General features: G+C 70.2%; 11 protein-coding genes and 1 pseudogene. 7 read left to right on the forward strand and 5 right to left on the reverse strand.

What is annotated here, in order from left to right; genetic code table 11:
* Nucleotides 1-79: 79 nt before the first annotated feature.
* From ABZ567_RS15970 to ABZ567_RS15995, 6 genes and pseudogenes are all read left to right on the forward strand, one after another.
* On the forward strand, nt 80-1,969 hold the full coding sequence (locus ABZ567_RS15970; protein WP_360789439.1) for an ABC transporter permease subunit: 1,890 nt from the start codon (nt 80-82) through the stop codon (nt 1,967-1,969).
* Nucleotides 1,950-2,912 carry an ABC transporter ATP-binding protein gene (locus tag ABZ567_RS15975; RefSeq protein WP_360789442.1) on the forward strand — a complete coding sequence of 321 codons (963 nt, stop codon included), beginning with the start codon at nt 1,950-1,952 and terminating at the stop codon, nt 2,910-2,912. The genes ABZ567_RS15970 and ABZ567_RS15975 overlap by 20 nt, the downstream gene beginning before the upstream one ends.
* A complete protein-coding gene (locus ABZ567_RS15980) occupies nt 2,909-3,583 on the forward strand; it encodes a dipeptide/oligopeptide/nickel ABC transporter ATP-binding protein (protein WP_360789445.1) in 675 nt (224 codons plus the stop codon). The genes ABZ567_RS15975 and ABZ567_RS15980 overlap by 4 nt, the downstream gene beginning before the upstream one ends.
* The gene (locus ABZ567_RS15985; protein WP_360789448.1) at nt 3,580-4,818 is read left to right on the forward strand and encodes an MFS transporter; all 1,239 of its coding nucleotides are present in this window, start codon (nt 3,580-3,582) and stop codon (nt 4,816-4,818) included. Before ABZ567_RS15980 ends, ABZ567_RS15985 begins: the two co-directional genes overlap by 4 nt.
* Nucleotides 4,819-4,991: 173 nt before the next feature.
* A pseudogene (locus ABZ567_RS15990) lies at nt 4,992-5,194 on the forward strand (helix-turn-helix domain-containing protein); the annotation flags it as partial.
* A gap of 598 nt (nt 5,195-5,792) precedes the next feature.
* The gene (locus ABZ567_RS15995) at nt 5,793-7,886 is read left to right on the forward strand and encodes a DUF262 domain-containing HNH endonuclease family protein (protein WP_360789451.1); all 2,094 of its coding nucleotides are present in this window, start codon (nt 5,793-5,795) and stop codon (nt 7,884-7,886) included.
* A 597-nt stretch (nt 7,887-8,483) separates the two neighbouring features.
* Here ABZ567_RS15995 and ABZ567_RS16000 read toward each other — a convergent pair.
* Nucleotides 8,484-10,187, reverse strand: coding sequence for a TIGR04141 family sporadically distributed protein (locus ABZ567_RS16000; protein ID WP_360789454.1), 1,704 nt, complete (start codon nt 10,185-10,187; stop codon nt 8,484-8,486).
* Between the two features lie 198 nt (nt 10,188-10,385).
* Between ABZ567_RS16000 and ABZ567_RS16005 the strand changes: the two genes are divergently transcribed.
* Nucleotides 10,386-12,041 carry an N-6 DNA methylase gene (locus ABZ567_RS16005; protein ID WP_360789864.1) on the forward strand — a complete coding sequence of 552 codons (1,656 nt, stop codon included), beginning with the start codon at nt 10,386-10,388 and terminating at the stop codon, nt 12,039-12,041.
* Between the two features lie 11 nt (nt 12,042-12,052).
* Here the strand turns inward: ABZ567_RS16005 and ABZ567_RS16010 are convergent, their stop codons facing one another.
* The 4 genes from ABZ567_RS16010 to ABZ567_RS16025 form a co-directional block, all read right to left on the reverse strand.
* A complete protein-coding gene (locus ABZ567_RS16010; RefSeq protein ID WP_360789867.1) occupies nt 12,053-14,188 on the reverse strand; it encodes a UvrD-helicase domain-containing protein in 2,136 nt (711 codons plus the stop codon).
* 44 nt (nt 14,189-14,232) lie between these two features.
* Nucleotides 14,233-15,486, reverse strand: a complete 1,254-nt coding sequence (locus ABZ567_RS16015; RefSeq protein WP_360789457.1) for a restriction endonuclease — start codon at nt 15,484-15,486, stop codon at nt 14,233-14,235.
* Complete coding sequence (locus ABZ567_RS16020; RefSeq protein WP_360789870.1) at nt 15,483-17,300, reverse strand: AAA family ATPase; 1,818 nt, start codon at nt 17,298-17,300, stop codon at nt 15,483-15,485. Before ABZ567_RS16020 ends, ABZ567_RS16015 begins: the two co-directional genes overlap by 4 nt.
* Nucleotides 17,301-17,483: 183 nt before the next feature.
* On the reverse strand, nt 17,484-19,988 hold the full coding sequence (locus ABZ567_RS16025) for an Hsp70 family protein (RefSeq protein ID WP_360789460.1): 2,505 nt from the start codon (nt 19,986-19,988) through the stop codon (nt 17,484-17,486).
* Nucleotides 19,989-20,066 lie beyond the last annotated feature (78 nt).

Genomic DNA, 20,066 nt, shown 5'->3' on the forward strand with positions numbered 1-20,066 from the left:
CCGCGGTCACGACCCTGGCGGCCCGGCGCCTCATCGCCAAGGCCCTGGCGGTCAAGTCCTTCCTGACGAAAGCCCATCCATGACCGCCCCCACGAGCCGACGGGCCGCCGTCCTCGCCGGGGTGGTCCCCGCCCACCGGCGTGTGGCCACCGCCCTCGCCGGGGCCGTCTTCGCCCGCAGACGAGCGGCCCTCGCCGGGGCCGTCCCCGCCCGCCGACGAGCCGCCCTCGCCGCGGTCGCCGTCAGGGCGGGCGCCCTCACCGTGCTCGTTGCCGTCGTCGGGTTGCTGCCCCGGCTCTCCGGCAAGGATCCCGCGCTCGGCCTGCTGCGGGCCCGGTCCGCCGAGCAGGAGCCCACCGCCGAGGCGCTCGCCGCCATCCGTGCCGACCTAGGTCTCGACGCGGGGCCGTGGGGTCTCCTCGGCGACTGGGGCGCCGGGCTGCTCCGGGGCGACCTCGGGGTCTCCTGGGTCTCCGGCACCGACGTCCTGCCCACGGTGGCGGCAGGCCTCGGGGTCTCCGTGACCCTGATGGGCGCCGCCCTCGGAGTCGCGCTCGTCGTCGGCTCACTGCTCGCCGCGCCCACGCTCGTACGGGGCCGCCCGACGGCCGGCGCGGTCGCCGCGGTCCTCGCCTCGCTGCCCGAGTTCCTGCTGTCCCTCGTCCTCCTCGTCGTCGCCGGCGTGTGGCTCGGTCTGCTGCCCACCTCCGGTTGGGCCGGACCGGCCCATCTGGTGCTGCCCGCCGTGGCCCTCGGCGTTCCGGCGGGCGCGCTCCTCGGCCGGCTCGTCGCCGACGCGGTCCCCGCCGTCCTGGGGGAACCGTGGGCGGAGCTGTGGCGCGGCGCGGGCACCAGCCGCGCCCGGATCACGCGGGCCGCGCTCCGCCGCGCCCTGCCGTCGCTCGTCCCGCAGATCGGCCTGGTGGTCGTCGGCCTCACCGGCGGCGCCGTCGCCGTCGAGACCGTCTTCGCCGTTCCCGGCATCGGCCGTACGGCGCTCGGCGCGGCGAAGGCACAGGACCTGCCGCTGCTCCAGGGCTGCGTCCTCGCTCTGCTCCTGCTCGGCCTGCTCGTCGGCGGCGCGGCCTCGCTCGTCCGGAGCCGGCTCCTCGGTCCCGCGCTCCGCGAGGCGGGTCTGAGTCTGCCGCCGCCCCGGCCGCCGCGGGTGTCCGCCGCGGTTCCGCTGCTGCTTGCCGCCGTGCTCGCGGGGGTGATCGGCTGGGGGCTGCTCCGCGACCCGTACGCCGTGGACGTCGCCTCCAGGCTCGCCGGGCCCTCCGCCGCGCACCCGCTCGGTGCGGACGCGCTCGGCCGGGACGTCCTCGCCCGGCTCGGGCACGGTGCCGCCTCCACCGTCGGCACCGCCGCCGCGGTGACCGCGCTGAGTTGTCTGGTCGCCCTCGTGCTCGGATTCCTGCCGAGTGCGGCGGCCGGCCTCGCGGACATCGCGAACGCCCTGCCGCCGGTGATCGTCGGCCTGCTCGTCGCGGCCGTGACCGGTCCCGGCGCGGGCGCGGCCGCCCTCGCCGTGACCCTGGTGTCCTGGCCGCCGCTTGCCGCACACGCGGCCGCCCTCGCCCAGGAGGTACGCGCCTCCCGCTTCCTCCAGGCCCAACGGGCCCTGGGGGCGGGTCCGTTGTGGATCGTCGCCCGGCATGTACTGCCGTCGGTGGCGGGCCCGGTGGCCCGGCACGCGGTGCTGCGCCTGCCCGGAGTCGCCCTCGCCCTCGCCTCCCTCGGCTTCCTCGGTCTCGGCGCGCAGCCGCCCTCGCCGGAATGGGGCCTGCTGCTCGACGAGTCGGCCGACTACGTCGAGCGGGCCCCCGTCGCCGCGCTCGCCCCGGCCGTGGCCCTCGCCCTGCTCGCCGCCCTCGCCGTGCGCCTCTCCCACGCTTCCCCGACCGCTCGGATCCGCCGTACCGCCCCCGTACCCAGAAAGGCCGGTCCCGTTGCCGCCCCCCGCTCCTGAACCGCTCCTCTCCGTCGACGCGCTCCACGTCTCCTTCCCCGGGGCCGCTCCCGCGGGCGTCGAGGCCGTGCGCGGGATCGGTTTCGAGGTGTACGCGGGTGAGGTCTTCGCCCTGGTCGGCGAGTCCGGTGCGGGCAAGTCGCTCACGGCGCGCGCCCTGCTCGGCATGGCACCCCGCACGGCAACCGTCTCCGGGCGGGTGCTGCTGCGAGGCGTTCCCGTCACCCGGGCCGACCTCGGGCGCCGCCTCGCCGGTATCCCGCAGGACGCCCTGTCGGCGCTCTCGCCCGTCCACCGGGTCGAGGACCAACTGGCACTGGCCGTGCGGTCGGTCCAGGGCCTCGGCCGCCGCGAGGCCCGCGCGGCCGCCCGCCGGGCGCTCGCCGACACCGGCCTCGGCCCGGAAGCCGCCGCCGCGTATCCGCACGCCCTGTCCGGCGGCATGCGTCAGCGCGCCGTGATCGCCATGGCCCTGGTGAACGGGCCCGATCTGGTGGTGGCCGACGAGCCGACCACCGCGCTCGACCCGGACCGCCAGGAACGGATCCTCACCCTCCTGCGGGAGCGGTGCGCGGCGGCCGGAGCGGCACTGCTGCTCGTCAGTCACGACCTGGAGGCGGTGCGCCGCCACGCCGACCGGGTGGCCGTCCTGTACGCGGGCCGGACCGTCGAACTCGGTCCCGTGGACAGGGTCATGGGACGCCCGGCCGCCCCGTACACCCGCGCTCTCCTCGCCTCGCTGCCCACGCCCGGCCTCCCGCACCGGTCCCGGCTGCCCGTCCTCTCCGGAGCCCCGCCGTTCCCGGGCGCGACGGACGAAGGCTGCGCCTTCGCGCCCCGCTGCCCGTACGCCACGGCCCTCTGCCGCACCGAGGACCCCGAGCCGAGAACCGTCGACGGCCGCCGGGTCGCCTGCCATCACCCTCTGGGGGAGACCGCGTGAACACCCTGCTCCAGGTACGCGACCTCGTCGTACGGTACGGCGGCCGCACCGTCGTCGACGGGGTGTCGTTCGACGTGGCGGCCGGTGAGACCGTCGGTCTCGTCGGGCCCTCCGGCTGCGGCAAGTCGACCACGGCCGAGGCCGTCCTGCGACTGTTGCGCCCCGACGCGGGATCGGTCCGCTTCGACGGGGTGGAGCTGACGACCCTGCGCGAGGGCGAACTGCGGTCGTTGCGGCCCCGGTTCCAGCCGGTCTTCCAGGACCCGTACGGAGCACTCAGCCCGCGCCGCCGCGTCCGCGACCAGATCGCCGAGCCCCTCAGGCTGCACGGACTCTGGACGCGGGCGGCCGGCCCCGCGCGGATCACGGAACTGCTAGGCCTCGTCGGCCTGGACCCCTCGCACGGTGACCGGCTTCCCCACGAACTCTCCGGTGGGCAGTGCCAGCGCGCCGGGATCGCCCGCGCCCTCGCCACCCGCCCGGAACTCCTCGTACTCGACGAACCGACCTCGGCCCTCGACCCGTCCCTGCGGGCCGGCGTCCTCAACCTCCTGATGGATCTTCAGGACACCCTCGGTGTCGGCTGCCTGTTCATCTCCCACGACAGGGCCGCGGTCCGGCACACCTGCGACCGCGTCCTGACCATGCGCGACGGAAAGCTCACCGAGTGACCCCCCTCACCCGTCTCCTGACTGTCAGCCAGTTCGCTTTCAATGCGGGCTTCTTCGCCGTCCTGCCCTACCTCGCCGACCACTTGGGCGGAGCGCTCGGGCTCGGCGGAGCGCTGGTCGGACTCGTCCTGGGCCTGCGGACGTTCAGCCAGCAGGGGCTGTTCGTCGTCGGCGGCGCACTCACCGACCGGTACGGTCCCCGGCCCGTGGTCCTGGCGGGCTGCGCCCTACGGATCGTCGGCTTCGTCTGGCTCGCCTTCGCGGCGAACCCCTGGACGGTGACGGGGGCCGTCGTCCTCGTCGGCTTCGCCGCGGCGCTCTTCTCCCCGGCCGTCGAGTCCGAGATCGCCCGCGAGGCACTCCGTACCGAGCGCTCCGGCGGCCCCCGGCGCACCCGGACCCTGGCCCGCTTCTCGGTCGGCGGCCAGGCGGGCGCGCTCCTCGGCCCGGTCCTCGGCGCACTCCTCCTGTACGGGACCGGGGACGCCCACTTCCGTACGGCCTGCCTGGCCGGAGCGGCCGTCTTCGCGCTCGTCCTCGCCGCCCACGCCCGGCTGATGCCCCGGGGCGGCGGGCAGGAACGGCGCCCGGGGGAGTGGCGGACGGTGCTGGGGGAGCGGCGCTTCCTCCGCCTCGCCCTCGCCTACTCCACCTACCTCCTCGCCTACAACCAGCTCTATCTGGCCCTCCCCGCCGAACTGGACCGCGCCACCGGCTCCCAGACCGCCCTGGGATGGCTGTTCGCCCTCTCCTCCGCCCTGGTCGTCTTCGGCTCGACGCCCCTGGAACGGCTCGCGGCCACCCGCCTGGACAGCCCGGCGATGGTCCGCGCCGGACTCCTCCTGATCGCCACGGCGTTCGCGGCGACGGCCGCCCTCCGCACGTACGAGGGCGTCTGGGCGGCCGTCACCTTCACCGTCCTGCTCACCCTCGGCCAGATGCTGGTACTGCCCGCGACCAGGGCCCTGCTGCCCGACCTCGTGGACGCCCGCAGCCTCGGCCTGGCCACCGGCGCCCTCTCCTCCCTCTCGGGCCTCGTGGTCCTCGCCGCCGCGGCCCCCGTCGGCGCTCTCCTCGACCTCGCGGGCCCCACCCCCTGGCTGCTCCTCGCCACCGCCCCGCTCCTCGGCCTCACCCTCGTACCGGCGCGGCCCGACGCCCCGACCGGCCTCCCTGCCGACCACCGCGGCCGGACGACCCACGAGGCGTCTCCGCAGGGACGCCGTCCAGGGTGAGCCCCCCCCGGAGACCGACCTACGCCGGAGGGTCCCGCCTGTCCAACGGGGCCCTCCGGCGCGGGTCGGCCTACTGATCCGAAACGCTTTGAGTTCACGCTCGTTGGCGATGTGTGAGTGATCTGGTGGGGGATGCGCGGACCTGGTCTCCGGACACGCAGGAGGCTGTGCGGTTGCTGGCGGTGTCCGCACTGTTGGAGGGCCGGGACCGGGCGGAGGCCGCGGCCCTGTTCAAGGTGTCGGTCAGGGCCGTGGGCAACTGGTGGACGAGGTGACAGACCGGTGGTCGGGACGCGCTGCTGTCCCGTCCGCGCGGCCGCCGGGCGGGCTACCATCAGGTTCTGTCCGAGGTCGAGCAGCCGCCGTCCGGCAGGCCGCGCCGGAACCACCGCAAGCCTGTCCACAAGTGATCCCGACGCTCCTCGCGCGGGTGTGGATCGGCCCTATCCTTCGACGCGTGGCTCCAACTCGACCTTGACGCCTCGGCCGTTCGGCCGTCGAGCCCCCCTTGGCTGGCGACAACGGGTGTCCGCCGACGTATGCGTGGCCGGGCTGAGTCGGAGGCCGCCCCCGTCCGTGTGGGGCTGAGAGTTGCGTGACTCACCATGCGAGGATCGTCCCTGATGATGTGCGGTCGAGTGACCTTCCGGAGGAGGGAGCTGCGTGGCTGCAACCACGTCGAGGTGTGAGGGCGTGTTGCGTGGGCGGCGGGGGACGCCTGTCGAACTTCAGCATCGATACGCAAACGGAATTTATTGGACACGAGCATCTCGAATCACAACCGTCAGGTGCGGTTGCCGTTTCTTGGGCAGCTCCGAGGCAGTCACGACTGTAGGGGCGATTTCAGGCGGTACCCATCCGTCTCGCGTCGGTCTCGCCCCTGGTTGCGGGGTCGGCGCTAGTCCCTGAGTCGGCCGAGAGGATCTCAATGGCAGGTACTCGGCTCGTGTGACCAGCCCTTATTGGAGGCCAGTGTGGAAGCGAAATCGATGACCCTGCGCGATCTGTTCGGGCCGGACCGGCGACTCGTCGTGCCGGTCTTCCAGAGGCCGTACGTCTGGACGGAGGACCGGAACTGGCGTCCGCTGTGGGAGGACGTCACCGCTTTGGTTCACCAAAGGATGGCGGATGAGGAAGTTCATCCGCACTTTCTTGGCGCGGTAGTGCTGGATCAGTTGTTGACACTCACGGGGTCGATGCCCGCCAGACAGGTCATCGACGGACAGCAGAGGCTGACAACACTTCAGGTTCTTCTCGCCGCGGTCCGCGACGTCGCACGGGAGCTCGATGTCCAGGACAGGTACGTACGTGCGCTTGTCAAACTGACCGCCAACGACGACGACATGACCGACGACCCGCATGCTGCCTACAAGGTGTGGCCTACCAACATTGACCGTGACTCGTTCCGCATGGTCATGGACGGTCGGCTCCGGCGGCCCGTCGATGTCGCATTCCCCGTCACTCCGGGCGCCTCGGCGATCGTCCAGGCGTACTGGTTCTTTCGCAACCGCACGGTCGAGTGGGCACAAGAACTGAACTACGAAGGCAGGCTGGACAAGGGCTTCGATGCCTTGGTGCGCGTGCTTCGTGACAAGTTCGAGTTGGTCGTTATCGATCTCAAGCCCGAGGACAACGCCCAGGTCATCTTCGAGGCTCTGAACGACCGAGGCACCCCGTTGCAGGCCTCCGACCTGGTCAAGAACCTGGTCTTCCAGCAGGCAGAGGAGCAAGGGCTCCCAGTGGAGGAGCTGTACAGGGACCTGTGGGCGCAGCTGGAGACGCCTGACTGGCGCAAGGAGGTGCGGCAGGGAAGGCTGAAGCGGCCTCGCCTGGACGTCTTCCTCATGCAGTACCTGACGGGTGAACTCGCCGAGGAGGTGATGGCTCCCGAGCTCTTCCTCACCTTTCGCAGGTACGTCAAGGCCGCTGATATCGGCCTGGTCAATCTGATGAGGCGCCTGGTGGAGCGGGCAGGTGCCTACCGGCGGCTGACGGCCGAGGAACAGCCGCTGACACCGGAAGGCCGCTTTCTGCGCACTGTTGGGGTTCTGGACGCCAACACCGTGATGCCCGTGCTCCTGTGGCTGGTAAGCCGTTACGACGAGGACGATCGGGCTGGCGCGGTGGCCACCCTGGACTCCTACCTGGTGCGACGCACCGTCTGCCGTCTGACGACGAAGAACTACAACCGGCTCTTTCTGGAACTGCTCAAGGAGCTGAAGGCGAAGGACGACCCGTCGGTCGTGGCGGACTTTCTGCTCCGGCAGGAAACCGACTCCGGGTTCTGGCCCCGCGATCGCGATATCCGAGAGGTCTTTCGGTCCCAGCCGTTGTACAAGCAACTCACGCGGACCCGGATGCGGTTGCTGCTGGCCGAGTTGGAGGACTCGCTGTATTCGGGCAAGACCGAGCGACACGTTCATAACGGGGAGTTGACGATCGAGCATCTACTGCCCCAGGCCTGGGAGGAACACTGGCCGCTCCCCGAGGGTGGAGGCGGCGGAAGCGTCGAGGCTCATGAGCGCAGGCAGTCCCTCCTCCACACCGTGGGAAATCTGACCCTGCTCACCGGCAGACTGAACACATCGGTTTCCAATGGTCCCTGGGAGCGCAAGAGGAACGACATCCTCGTGCACAGTGCACTTTCGTTGAACCGTTCCCTGCCTGCTCAGTGGGACGAGGAGAGCATCCTGGCCCGGGCTGACCATCTGTCCGAGGCGTTCTCCCGGCGCTGGCAACGCCCGGATGGAGGCGCGCCCACCTCCTCGGTCGCAGGCTTCCCGGCACCCCGGCTGGGGGCGCGGGAGGCTACCCCCGTCGGTAGGCCGGCGACGGTTCAGATGCCCCGGTCCCGGCGCGATGTCGCACGCCACATGCGAGAGGCCTTCTCCGGGCTGCCGATCGGAAGCGTTCTGACGGTGTCGCAGATAACGGCGGTCCCCCCGAGCCAGTACGAGGGCGGGGAGATCAGTCCCGGCGCTGTGGCCGCCAGACTTCGCGCCGACAACGTTCCTGGTATCCGGGCCGTACCTGGTTCCAGCCCACTTTCAGCCCGCAAGACCAGCTGAACCGTTCCGCACTTGTGCGGGGTGCACTTCCTCGGGACAGAATCCGTCACGAACTGGTGATGCCTGCTGTCACGGCGAACTGGTGGAACCAAAGCAGAGGGTTCGGATGGGGTGGCGAGAGGGCGCCGGGGAACTGGACGCGCGGATGCTTGAGAGTTCGCTTCGTTCGGATGCAGGGAGAAAGCTGGGAGCCTGGCTGGCGGGAGATGGGGCGCCGTACGCGGATGGGATCGGCGAGCACCCCGTTCGCTACATCCCGGGGTCCTGGTCCGGCATCCGGCCGTGGCCCTCGGGGTTGGCTGAGCAGGTCGGACGTAAGCCAACTTTGCTGGAGGTGTCGTGCCCCGTGCCGCCATGGGCACGACACCCCGCCGATCAGATGTCCCGGAAAGGACCAGCAGGTCTGTGACTTGCACTGTTAGATGGCTGGCAGTCGCTGACCTGCGTAAGTGGCCTTTCGGCTGTTTCATACTCATGCCCGTTAATGCAACTGCAAGTCCCAGAGAAGTCCCAGGGACGTCCACATAAGGTCACTGTGACTGGCCGGTTCCACTGTTGGCATGGCCGTCATCCCGGCGAACCCGGCGTCTGGGATGCTCAGCCGGGGACACCTGCATCGACCCCCACATGACGCGAAGGCGGGGCAAGTTCGTCAGTGCCGCCTTCAGGGATGCCGATGACCTCGACAGTCACCCCCCGTGCTGCCAGGGCCTTCGCGGTCTGCGCAATGGTGATCTGGGAGAAGCCGAAGATGGACTCCGGGCTCAGGTGCTCGCGGTTCTTGAGTAGCATCGCCAGGATGATCCGCTTGGGAGTGAAGTCCTTCGGAAGCAGATACTTGCCCCCGCTGAGGCGGGCGACCTTCGCAGTGAACTCCGCACGGACCTGGGCGGACTCCTGGAGCAGCTCCACCGCCACCCTGGCCTGACCGAACAGATGACTCAGTGGACCGGAACCACCCGCGCGTTTGACGAGGACCAGGGTGCCGTCGGGCATGAGCAGGTCACAGATCTCGATCTGATCCCTGCGCTTGAGCGGATTGGTGACGTTCTTGGTGTCGAGGCAAACCCAGCCCGGATGTTCATCATCCACCCTGTTGTTGTACGTGTTTTCTGACTCACCCTTGAGCCAGGCCGGAAACGAAGTGGAGGGCGACGGCGGGAACAGGGCCGCTACGGTGGCCCGGCACTCGGCCACATAGCTCGCACCGGCCTCGTACCATTCGCCTTCGAGAAGGAAGAAGCGCCTGGAGTCGAGTGAGGCGTCGGACTCCAGCCAGGTCAGCGCAGGGGTGACGGCGATCGTGTCGACGGCACCTGCCCTGCGGTCCCTGGCAAGGGTCACGGTTCCCTCACGCAGCACGTCGAGGCGTCGGCCGGGCAGTGCGAGCTGGGCCCGGGCAAGTACGTAACCGAGGTCGAAGTCGTCGGAGCGCCGGGCGTCGGTGCTGTTGATCCGCGTCATATACGCGGTGGCCTCCGCGTACGCCACGTGGTGATCGAAGGGTACGGAGGCGGAGATCCGCCCGTCGGCGGGTCGGCCGAGGCGGTTGTCCAGATCCCGCTCGAGGGCGTCGAGGTCCGTCGGATCGCTGACCGGAACGATGTGGTCGACGAATTCCAGATCCTGGTGCGGGATGTCCTCGCGGCAGATTCTGGCGATGGTCCGCAGGTCGGAGACCAGAGCTTCGGGTTCGATCCCCAGGGCGATCCTCAATCCGCACCCGCCCTGGGCGCTGACGGCCTTTCCACGCGTGTACCGCGAGCGGGTGAGCGGGAGGTCGTCCAGGTATCCGCCCAGGCTGCGCACGATCCGGGAGTGGTCACGGATGCCGAGCATCGGGACCGGTGCCCCGCCCGGAACCAGGGAGATATCGGTGCGCGCCTGCCCGAGCGACCTCGAGACCGCACCGCGGATCAGGCTCGGATCCATCTGCCGGATGGCGAAGGAGAGACCGAAACGCTTGTCCTTGAGATGGTCAGGGATCAGTCGGTACCCCTGGTCGCAGCCGATGGCATACACCGTGCCATCGACGGCGAGCAGGAGGACGGCGGCCGTGCGGCGGACGCGCTCGGCAACCGTGATGCCGGTGGTACGCGCCATGGGTTCGCACCACGGGGCCTCGGGATGCTCCATGCCGCAGGTGACGTACACGGCCGGCACGCCGAGTGCCTCGGGGAAATGGAGATCGGCCCCGAGCCGGTCCAGAAGTTCGAGGTCGAGGTTGTCCAGCATGGCTTCTGCGGTCGGTGTGACACCGGTCAGCCGGTAGACGGTGCGTACCGCGGTGTTCGATGTCAAGGCGTGCCTCCGTGGAGCGGCGAGCGAGAGGTCTGGGGGCGGGCGGTATACACCGGCCTTTTTCGCGGTCGTGGCCGGGCAGGACGAGGGCAGGTCCCACGGATGACCAGGTACACGAGGGAGAGTGACATAAGTCTGTGCGCACTGTCAACGGACTCTCTTCTGGAGGGGGGGTGGCGATCCGTGTACGCTGGGCGTATGACGGACACTGCAGCTTCACCGGTCGGTCCCCTTGTCACCGGAGCCGAGATCGCTCGGCTGGCCGGCGTCACCCGGGCTGCTGTCTCCAACTGGCGTCGGCGCTACGACGACTTCCCGACGCCGGCGGGAGGCGCCGCGAACAGTCCCCTCTTCGCACTGGCGGAAGTCCAGGGGTGGCTGGACAGGCAGCGCAAAGGTCAGGAGATGTCACCCGAGGTCGAGTTGTGGCAGGCCCTGCGTGCCGCGCACGGCGATCAGATGGTGGCGGGCCTGGCGATGGTCGCCGCGGCGCTGGCCGGAGAATCTGCCCCGGAACTGCCGGATGACATCGCCTCGCGGGTACGAGGGCTCGCCCGGACCGAATCGCCCGTCGACGTCGTGAACGGCCTCACCGAACGGTTCATGGATTCCGCTCGGCGTGCGGGGTCGGACCAGGTGACCGCCGAGCGCGTGGTGCGCGCCGTGCGCCACTTCGCTCCCGAACTGCCTTCCGAAGCAGCGGTCTTCGATCCCGCTTGCGGCATCGGGGTGCTGCTCCTGTCCGTCGCTTCCGAGGCGGGTACGCGCTGCTATGGCCAGGAGGTGGACGGTGACAGCGCCCGTTTCGCGCAGCTGCGTGCCGACCTCCTGGGCCGATCGGAGGTCCGCGTCGTGGCAGGCGACTCCTTGCGCGCGGACGAATGGCCGGATCTCAGGGCGGATCTGGTCGTCTGTGATCCTCCGGCGGGTGTGACCGAGTGGGGGAGGGAGGAGCTGCTGCTCGACTCACGTTGGGAGCTCGGTACCCCGTCCAAGGCCGAAGGGGAGCTTGCCTGGCTCCAGCATGCCTATGCGCACACCGAGCCAGGCGGCCACGTCCTCATGGTCATGCCGGCCTCGGCCGCCTACCGCAAGGCAGGCCGCCGCATCCGAGCAGAACTCGTACGCCGTGGCATCCTGCGCCAAGTGGTCGCCCTGCCGCCAGGGACGGCGACCTCTCATGCTCTGCCTGTCCATCTCTGGTGTCTGCAGCGTCCTGAGAACACGGGCAACCCGGGCACGAACCGCACCGTGCGCATGGTCGACCTGACCGGCAACAGCCCCGACGGCAGCCTGGACCCACGCCCGGGCCAGGTCGCCGACGTACCACTGATCGAACTTCTGGACGATACGGTCGACCTCACCCCCGGCAGTCATCTCCGCTCCCGGCACCGCGACTATCCCGGTGAGTACACGGCCCTGCGCCAGGAGCTGGAGGACCGAGTCCGCCGACTCGCCGCCCTTCTGCCCGAGCTGGCCGCAGGCAGCGGACCGGGCTCACTGGACGGTGCGACCACCAGTGTCGCGGATCTCGCTCGCGCCGGGCTCGTCGCGTACGAGGGCTCGGATCCGGTCTCGGCCAGCGACCAGCTCGACACGGACTACCTGCAGGGATTCCTGCGCAGCTCCATCAATGCCCGCCGGTCCACGAGCGCCAGTGGGACCTACCGCCTCGACGCCCGGGGTTCACGTATCCCCCGCATGAGCATCGACGAGCAGCGCCGCTACGGTTCCTCCTTCCGGGCCCTGTCCGCGTTCGAGGAGGGAATGCGGAAGATCGACGAGCTGAGTCGGCAACTCGCCGAAGTCGCCCGTGACGGTCTTTCCACAGGAGCCCTCGCACCGGAGGAGTGAGCCTGGCCCGGTCAGACCGTGGGTGGCAGAAACGGGCTCGGGGTTCCGCTCGACGTCACGCTCAGTGATTCGCGGGCGCGAGTGCAGGCGACGAAGAGCAGGCAGCGTTCCCGGAGCAGGTCGGCGTCGTGCTGGAGCGGGTCCGCCTCGCGTGGGGTGACCTCGCGGACGAACGGCACGCTGCCCTCGTTGACGCCGAGGACGGACACCGCACGGAACTCCAGCCCTTTCATCGCATGCATGGTCGCCAGCCGTACGCCCCGCGTCCCCGGTGCGAACTGCCCCTTGACCCGGAGCACCGGGATACCGAGGGCCCTGAGCTTGTCCTCGGCGGCGTCCAAGGAGAGATTGAAGCGTGCGCACACGCCGATCTCGTGTGGTGCAAGGCCCCCTGCGAGCAGCCCCTGAACTCGTTGCACCAGGGCGTCGGTCTCCTCCTGCTCGGTTCCGTACCCCTGGACCTGGGGGCGGCGCCCGTGAAGCAGGGAACGGTACCCGGCCAACGAGTCCGCTCCCTCGCCTTCGAGGGAGTCGACGGTGACAGGGGCGAGAAGCCGTGCCGACCAGGTGAGAATCTCCTCGGTGGAGCGGTAGTTGACGCGCAACCGAAAGCTGCGGCCGACTGTGGCGATGCCCAGGGAACCGAGCGACACCCGCGAATCGTAGATCCGCTGGTGCGGGTCGCCGGTGACGAAGAGGTCGTCAGGGCCGGGAGTCACGGCGGCGCGCAGCACACGCCACTGCGCGGGGTGCAGATCCTGTGCCTCGTCGACGACGACATGGGCGTACGGAGCCGGCTCGTCGGCCAGGAATTCCGTCGCGCGGGCGCAGACCCGCAGATGCGTCGTCTCGCCGCGGTCGCGCAGCAATTGTTCGAACCGTTCCACACCGCTCCACACCGCGCGGCGGCGCGTGGGGCCGAGGCCGGTGCCGCGGCCGCGGCGGCTCGCGCCGAGATAGGTGTCGAGATCGCGGATGTCCTGGCCGAGTACGACGTGGCGGTATTCCTGGGCAAGGAACTGGACGGTGAACGGCAGGTCGAGCTGCTTGACGGTCTTCTCCCACAGCTGCCGTTGTTCCCTGTCCCCGATCGGGCGTGGTGTCGTTCCGGACCTCGTGCGCACGACACCGTTCGCGTAGGCGTCGACCGTGGTCACGTCCACACGGGCCAGCAGGCTCTTGTCCTCGTCGAGGAGGAGGCCGAGCATCTCGCGCAGTCCGGCGGCGAGCGCGTTCGTGTAGGTGGTCAGCAGGATTCGGCTGTCCTCATGGCGGCCCAGCAGGTGCTTGACCCGGTGCAGGGCGGCGACTGTCTTGCCGGTTCCCGGCCCGCCCGTCACCTGGACGGGGCCCCCGTACGAGGTGCGGTAGGCGACACGCCGCTGGGAGGGGTGGAGAAAGACACGCCAGGCTTCGAAAGGCTTCTCCAGCATCTCCGCCAGCTCCTCCGGCCCGGTGACGAGGCGGATGCGCGCCGGAGTATTGGCGATGACCGTGGCCAGGTCCTCGACCGGCTCGGCGGGGGCGTCGGCGGGCCGGCGGACGGCGACGACGTCCCGGTAGACCTCCTCCGGGCTGAAGCCCTCGGCAAGATACTGCAGCACCTCCAGCTGGTCTTCCGGCAGAAGCGTGGAGAACGCTTCCAGCTGGGCCTTGTCCACCAGGGAACGTGCGGCGCGCAGCACCTGGTCGTCGAGGCCGAGCTCGCGCAGGGTGCCGTCGGAGACGCGGGCGAACAGCAGCCTGGGCGCGTTGGCCGCGGCTGTCTCGTACAGGGGGGTCAGCTCGTCCAGGGCCACGGCGTCGCGCACCTCCAGGGCCCTGGTCGCGGAGTTCGCGCTGTACAGGCGCTTCGCCGCCCACGTGTAGGCGTCGTCGTGCGGCAGGACGTTGACCAGCAGGAAGACATCACTGCCGTCGTCGGGCGCGAGAACGACTCCCCGCCAGAAGTCGGTGATACGGATGGTGCGCATGCGGGGGTCACGGGCGTTGCTCACCGACTCCAGGTGCAGGCCTTTGTCCGCGTTGAGCTCAGCGGCACTCAGGGCGTGGAACTTTCCCATGGCCTTGCGTACGCCGGCTCGCACCGGCTTCTCCAATGTGTCGTAGCCGTCCCAGAAGCTCTGGGCGAAGGCGAGCCGGGGCATGGTGATTCCTTCCTTCCGCATGACGGTTCCCGCATTGCGGCGTTTCACGATCGAGGCTGTGGAGCCGTGGCGGCCAGTCTTCCGGCGAGCTCACCGAGCGCCGACAGGAGGAGCCGTGGTTCACGGGAGAGGTCGAGGGTGTGCTGGTACAGCCGTACTCCTCGTCCGTCCTGCCCGGCGGCCGTTCCGCGCACCTCGTGGAAGCGTTCCGGTTGCCTTCCCGCCGCGTATACGAGGTGAGCTTCGGGCAGGCCGAGGACGGTGGCGTACGCGAGGGCCTGGTACAAGTCGGCATTGAGGAGTCCATCGGCTTTCTCGACCTTGTACTTGGCGTCGACGACGGCCACTGGAGTACGGCCGTCCCCGGTGCGCACGACGAGGTCGGGACGCATCCCCACCAGCCCCGCGGCGTCGAGGTGGTGAGGGTCCTGGAGACGTGCGGTCAGGCCGTGTTCACGAAGCGCCTCTCGCAGCGCGACCGTGACGAAGTCCTCGAACAGTTTGTTCATGTCGATCAGGAAGCCGTCCACGGCGAGGGGTTCGGCCGTACTTGGCCGGTGCTCCGGCGAGGCACCGCGCAGGACCGCCTCGGCGAGTCGAAGTGCTGGCTGGTAGCAGGAGTTGAGACGGGACGGCTGCCAGCGGGGCAGTTCCTGCCCGCGTATCAGCGGCAGCGCATCGGCGAGCCGTACGCGTTGGTGAGCGAGGCGCCGGCGGACCGGACCGGGGACTCCCGGCAGTCGCAGCAGCTGCTCGACGGCACCGCGCAGGATGCGGTTCTCGTCGGTGTCGGCCGTGTACGCGTCGTGCCGGATTTCCACGGGCGGCGTCCGACCGAAGTGCCGGCGGACCTGCTCGGCCTCGCGGAGCCGTCCGCGTACGACCAGCGCTGTCTCCTCCATCTCGCGGTAGCCCTGGAGAACCCCCTGTCGCAGAGCCGAGTCGATCCGCCGTTCCACGGCGTGCGCGAGCGCCGGGACGATGTCGTCGTAGGCGCCGGTGTCGACCGTGCCCTCCCTGCTGTCGCGCCAGGCGCGTGCCGGGTCGAGGCTGAAGCCGAGGAGGAAGAACAGCCTGGCCACGGGGGTCTTGGGCGTGATCCGCACGACAGCACCGCCGGGGATGCGGACCGCACCAACCCGGCTGCCCGCCCGCAGCAGCCAGTGCCCCTCCCGGCCGGGATCCGGCGTTGCGCTCTGCAGAATTCCGGACGTGGCAAGGGCACGTCCGGCCTCGGAGCCCAGGGGGATGGAGAGTGCGGGTCCGTACTCGCGCAGCGTCACATCCAGTGCGGTCACGGACGCCGCTCGCGCAGTGAAGCGAGGCCGTAGCGGGCGACGACATCGAGACCCTCGCCGTAGTGGTGCTCCTCAAGGAGGGGGAGGATCTTCGTGCGCCAGGTGCGTTCGAGACCGCCGTCGCGGTACACGCCCGGCTTCATCAAGTACGAGGGGCCGATGGCGAAGCCCGTGTCGTCGATGCGGGCGTTGAGAGCGTCGAGAAGGTGAGCGGGCTCCAGGTCCTTTCCCTCGCGTCCCAGCCATCGTGCGAGCAGCCCTGCGGTCGGCTCGGCGCGGGGGGCCAGTTCCACGAAGGCGAATCGGCGTCGCATCGCCGCGTCCACCAAGGCAATCGACCGGTCGGCGGTGTTCATGGTGCCGATCACGAAGAGGTTGGGAGGCAGTGCGAAGTCGTCTCCGGAGTAGGTGAGACGTACGGACTTCTTCCGGTACTCCAGCAGGAAGTACAGCTCACCGAAGACCTTCGCGAGATTGGCACGGTTGATCTCGTCGATGATCAGGAAGTGCGGGACGTGCCGATTGCCCTCGCGGGAGGCGAGATCTGCCAGTTCCCGGAGCGGCCCCGCCGTCAGTCGGAACGCCACCTCGCGTGTCTCGGCGTCCTCCACGGGCCGGAACCCCTCGAAGAAATCCTCGTAGGCGTACGACGGATGGAACTGCACGATCTTGACCTGCTCGGGACCGCCGCCGAAGTACTCCGCCAGCTTCATCGCCAGGTAGGTCTTGCCCGTGCCCGGCGGGCCGTAGAAGATCAGTTGCCGTTCGTCCACGAGAAGTTCGCGTACCTCGTCCAGCCAGGCCCGGTCGTGGACGAGGAGGTCGGCCGCGAGGGCCTCGGTGACGTCGGGCAGCGACAACTCCCGCTGCGTCGGTCGCTCGGCGACGGCCTGCCGGACGGGGGAGTCGGCTGCCGTAGGGCCGGCGGCCATGGTGAGTCCGTCCAGTGCTTCCAGTACGCCGGTCAGGTCGACGACGTCATGCTGCACGGAGAGCTTCTGCTGCACTTCCTCCGGCAGTTCCTCGTACGGGTGGCTGTCGGGCTGCCAGGAGACGGTTCGGCGCAGATTGGCCAGGCCGCCCGGCGAAATGGTCTGCGCGGCATCCCCGGTGATCCGTCCGAGGTGAAGCCTGCCGTCGCCTATCGTCGCCACCGTGTCGCCGACGCGCATCTGTGTCAGGAAGCCGTGCAGCTCTTCGACGAGGCCCCGCTTCTGGTTGTACGAGGCCGCGCCCTCGTATCCGTCCTCGACGAAGCGGCGCAGGGCGCTCTTGGTCGGATCGCTCTCTTCCAAGGGCGGCAGATGTGTGGCGGCGAGAGTGACGAACCCCTCCTTCAGCCACAGCTGCCGCACGAGGTTGTGCCCCGAGACGTTGGACCCGCGCACCAGCCAGGCCTTGCGCGGGGCGCGCCAGCCGGTGGACAGGTAGTCGGCGAGCGGGTGGCCCTCGGCGGTGCGCCAGGACTCCGGTCCGGAAGCGTCGTAGCCGTACACCAGCGCGGCGGCGGCCGAGGAGGAGTTGCACGGGATGTTCCGTGTCGCCACCCATCGCGGCGTCGCCTCCGGCCGCTCGAGGCCCACCGGGGCGTCGGCGAGTGCGCCGCTCGCCCGCAGCTCCGCACGGACCCGGCGTCCGTGGTCGCCGAGGCCGGGCCACGCCTCTGCCGCGACCGTTGATCCCTCGTGCAGGAGGAACTTGTGTGTGCCGTTTTCGCCGAACTCGGTGAGCAGATGCCCACGCGCCTCTCCACCGCCCTTGGGGAGCGTGATGCGGAACTCGGGCGCGCCGGGGAGGCGGTCGGGCTGCGGCATCTGCGGCATGGGTGACCTTCCGTATGGCGCGAGCCTGCGCGAACACCGAGCAGGCTACCTGTTGACGCTGTCAATTGATCCGGAGCGAAGTTCGATGCACATTGCCAGTGCGTTGACGATGCAAACGTGCTGGATCTGGGGCGAGGGTGCGTGTCCGTACCTCCGTATGGCCCCCACCGTCTGTCACCGCCTGGACGGGAGGACGCTGCCGGCGGAGAAGGGGGTGCTCACCTCCGCGAACTGGCCACGGCCTTGGTCGGAAAGGCGTCCGAGGCGTACGAGCTCGGCGTCCTGGGCGGCCTGGTCACCGCGTTCCACGGCGCTGCGCAGGGCGTCGCGGGCGGCCAGGACCTCCTTGCGGAGGGTCGCCGGGTAGGAGTCCTGTTCGGCGAGGCGGACGGTGAGGATCGAGGTGCGGACCGCAGGGTCGAGCCCCTTCCAGAGTTCCTCCACCCGTGTGGTGCCCGCCCGCATCGCGTCGGTGTCCATGGCCCTGCGCGCGTCCATGACCGACTCCCCGGCTTTCCGCAGTTCCTCCAGGAGTGGCGGCGCCAGCAGCCCGCGTCCGCTCGCGACGGTGATCGTCGCGTGAGCGGTGGCGGTTCGGGCCTTTGTGCACAGCTCCAGGGTTTCGCGGGCATCGTCGAGCAGCCCGTCCAGAGAGCGGCCCACGGTCTCGCCCTTGCCGAGTGCCGCGAGATCCGCCATGGTCTCGCCGAGGACGTCCCGCTCGGCGGGGGTGGTCTCCCGTTCCCAGGTCTTCAGGAAGTCGCTGTAGCGGGCGTGGAGTTCGCCCGCCTTCCGGCCGATGCCCTCGGACACCATGCTGCGCCGGAGCCGGGCCCCGGCCCAGTCGTCGGAGCCGAGGCGATACCTCAGGTCGATGGTCCGGTCGGCGTCGAGCCGTACCTCGAGGGTGAGCGGGACGTCTCCGCGGAGTCCGTCGGTCCGTTCGTGGATGAAACCGCCGCAGAACTCGTTGCGCTGTGCGGAGCGCACGTGGGTTCCCTCCCAGACGCGGAATCGCACCGATCCGCTGTTGTCCCCGCGCACCACGAGGTCGTCCTCCCGTTGCCATTCGGTCGGGTAGGGGGTGCCGCCGTGGAAAAGGACCTTCACGGTGCCGTCCGAGAGCTCGAGGCCGATGTCCTGTGCCGTGACCTGTTCGGCGCGGGCGGTGCCGAAGTCGCCGCCGCAGAACGAGCAGGCGCTGAGACCGGCGGCGTTGACCATGCGGCAGCCGGGGCACTTCAGGCCGCCGGCGTCCAGTGGGGCGTCACAGTCGAGGCACACGGTCGCGGAGGCGGGGTTGTCATCCCGGCCGCACTTCTGGCACTCCCTGCGGGTGGCCGTCGGAGGGGCCGCGCGCAGTCCGGACAGGTCCGTGGCGCACACGTTGCAGGCGCCGGTGAGCTCGGGTGCGGGGACGTGACAGGCCGGGCAGTCCACCGTGGCGGGGCCGAGCAGCGGGGTGGCACAGCCGGGGCAGGAATCGGCGGTGACGGGAATGCCCTCGATGGTGCAGGTGTCGGCGGGGCAGTCGAGCGTGCTGAGCAGACCGGCCTCCACAGCGGCGCCGTGGGCGACGGCCGTCATGGGGTCCACCGCGTCCGACACCTTGTCCTCGCCGAAGAGTTGCTGCAGGTCGCGCCGGACGGCCGGGATGCGGGTGGAGCCGCCGACGAGGAGGACGCGCTGGATGTCCTCGGGCAGCGCGTCACCCTTCTTCAGCACCGACTCGACCGTGGCCCGCATCCGGTGCCGGTGCCCGTCGAGGAGCCCTTCGAAGTCCGTGCGCCGCACTGCCCCGGACCAGGACCCGCCCTGCCGGCCGAGCGGGGCCAGGGTCACTTCGGCGACGTCCCGCGAGGACAGTTCGACCTTGGCGCGCGCGGCGGCGGTCCGGATCCGGGAGGCGTCCCCTTCACCGCCGTGGTCGCGCCCGGCGAGCTGCTCGCGCAGGTGGTCGTCGAGCAGCGCGTCGAAGTCGGACCCGCCGAGGAGGTTGTCCCCGCCCAGTTCACCCACCGCGAAGTAGCCGGGGCCGATCGTCAGCAGCGACACGTCGAAGGTGCCGCCGCCCAGGTCGAAGACGAGCATGGTGGCGTAGTCCTCGGTGCCGTTCCCGTTCGGCCCGATGCCGAAGGCGTGCGCGGCGGCGGTCGGTTCCTGCACGATCCGCGCCACGTGGAATCCCGCCAGCCGCCCGGCTTCGCGCACCGCGTGGAACTGCGGCTCGGCGAAGTACGCGGGCACGGTGATCACCGCACGCCGGAACGGTACCCCCGCGGCGTTCTCGGCATCCTGCTTGAGCCGGCGCAACAAGATGGCGGAAACCTGCACCGGGGAGAGGTAGTGCGCGCCGAGCCGGATCTCCACCGAGCCGTCGTCGCTCTTCCGGACGGGCGGCGCGTCGTCGGGCCGCGCCCGCAGTGCCTGTTGCACGAGGTCGTCGTCCCAGCGCCGCCCGATCAGCCGCTTCGCCTCGGTGATCACGGAACTGGGCACCGCGGCCTGCCAGTTCAACGCCTCGTCCCCGACCAGCAGGGTGTTGTCGGAGTCGATCCCGAGGGCGGACGGGGTGGCCTGGTCGCCGTGCCTGTTCGGCAGGACGACGGGGACGCCGTCCTGTAGCCAGGCCGTGACGGAGTTCGTGGTGCCGAGGTCGATGCCGAGAGTCCGGTGCATGGAAGGTCGCTTTCCTGATGGTCGTGGAGCGGCGGAGGCGCGAGGTGCGGGTGGCGGTGCGGTACGGGGGCTCCCGGG

The organism is Streptomyces sp. NPDC016459, from assembly GCF_040632845.1.
Classification (GTDB): Bacteria; Actinomycetota; Actinomycetes; order Streptomycetales; family Streptomycetaceae; genus Streptomyces.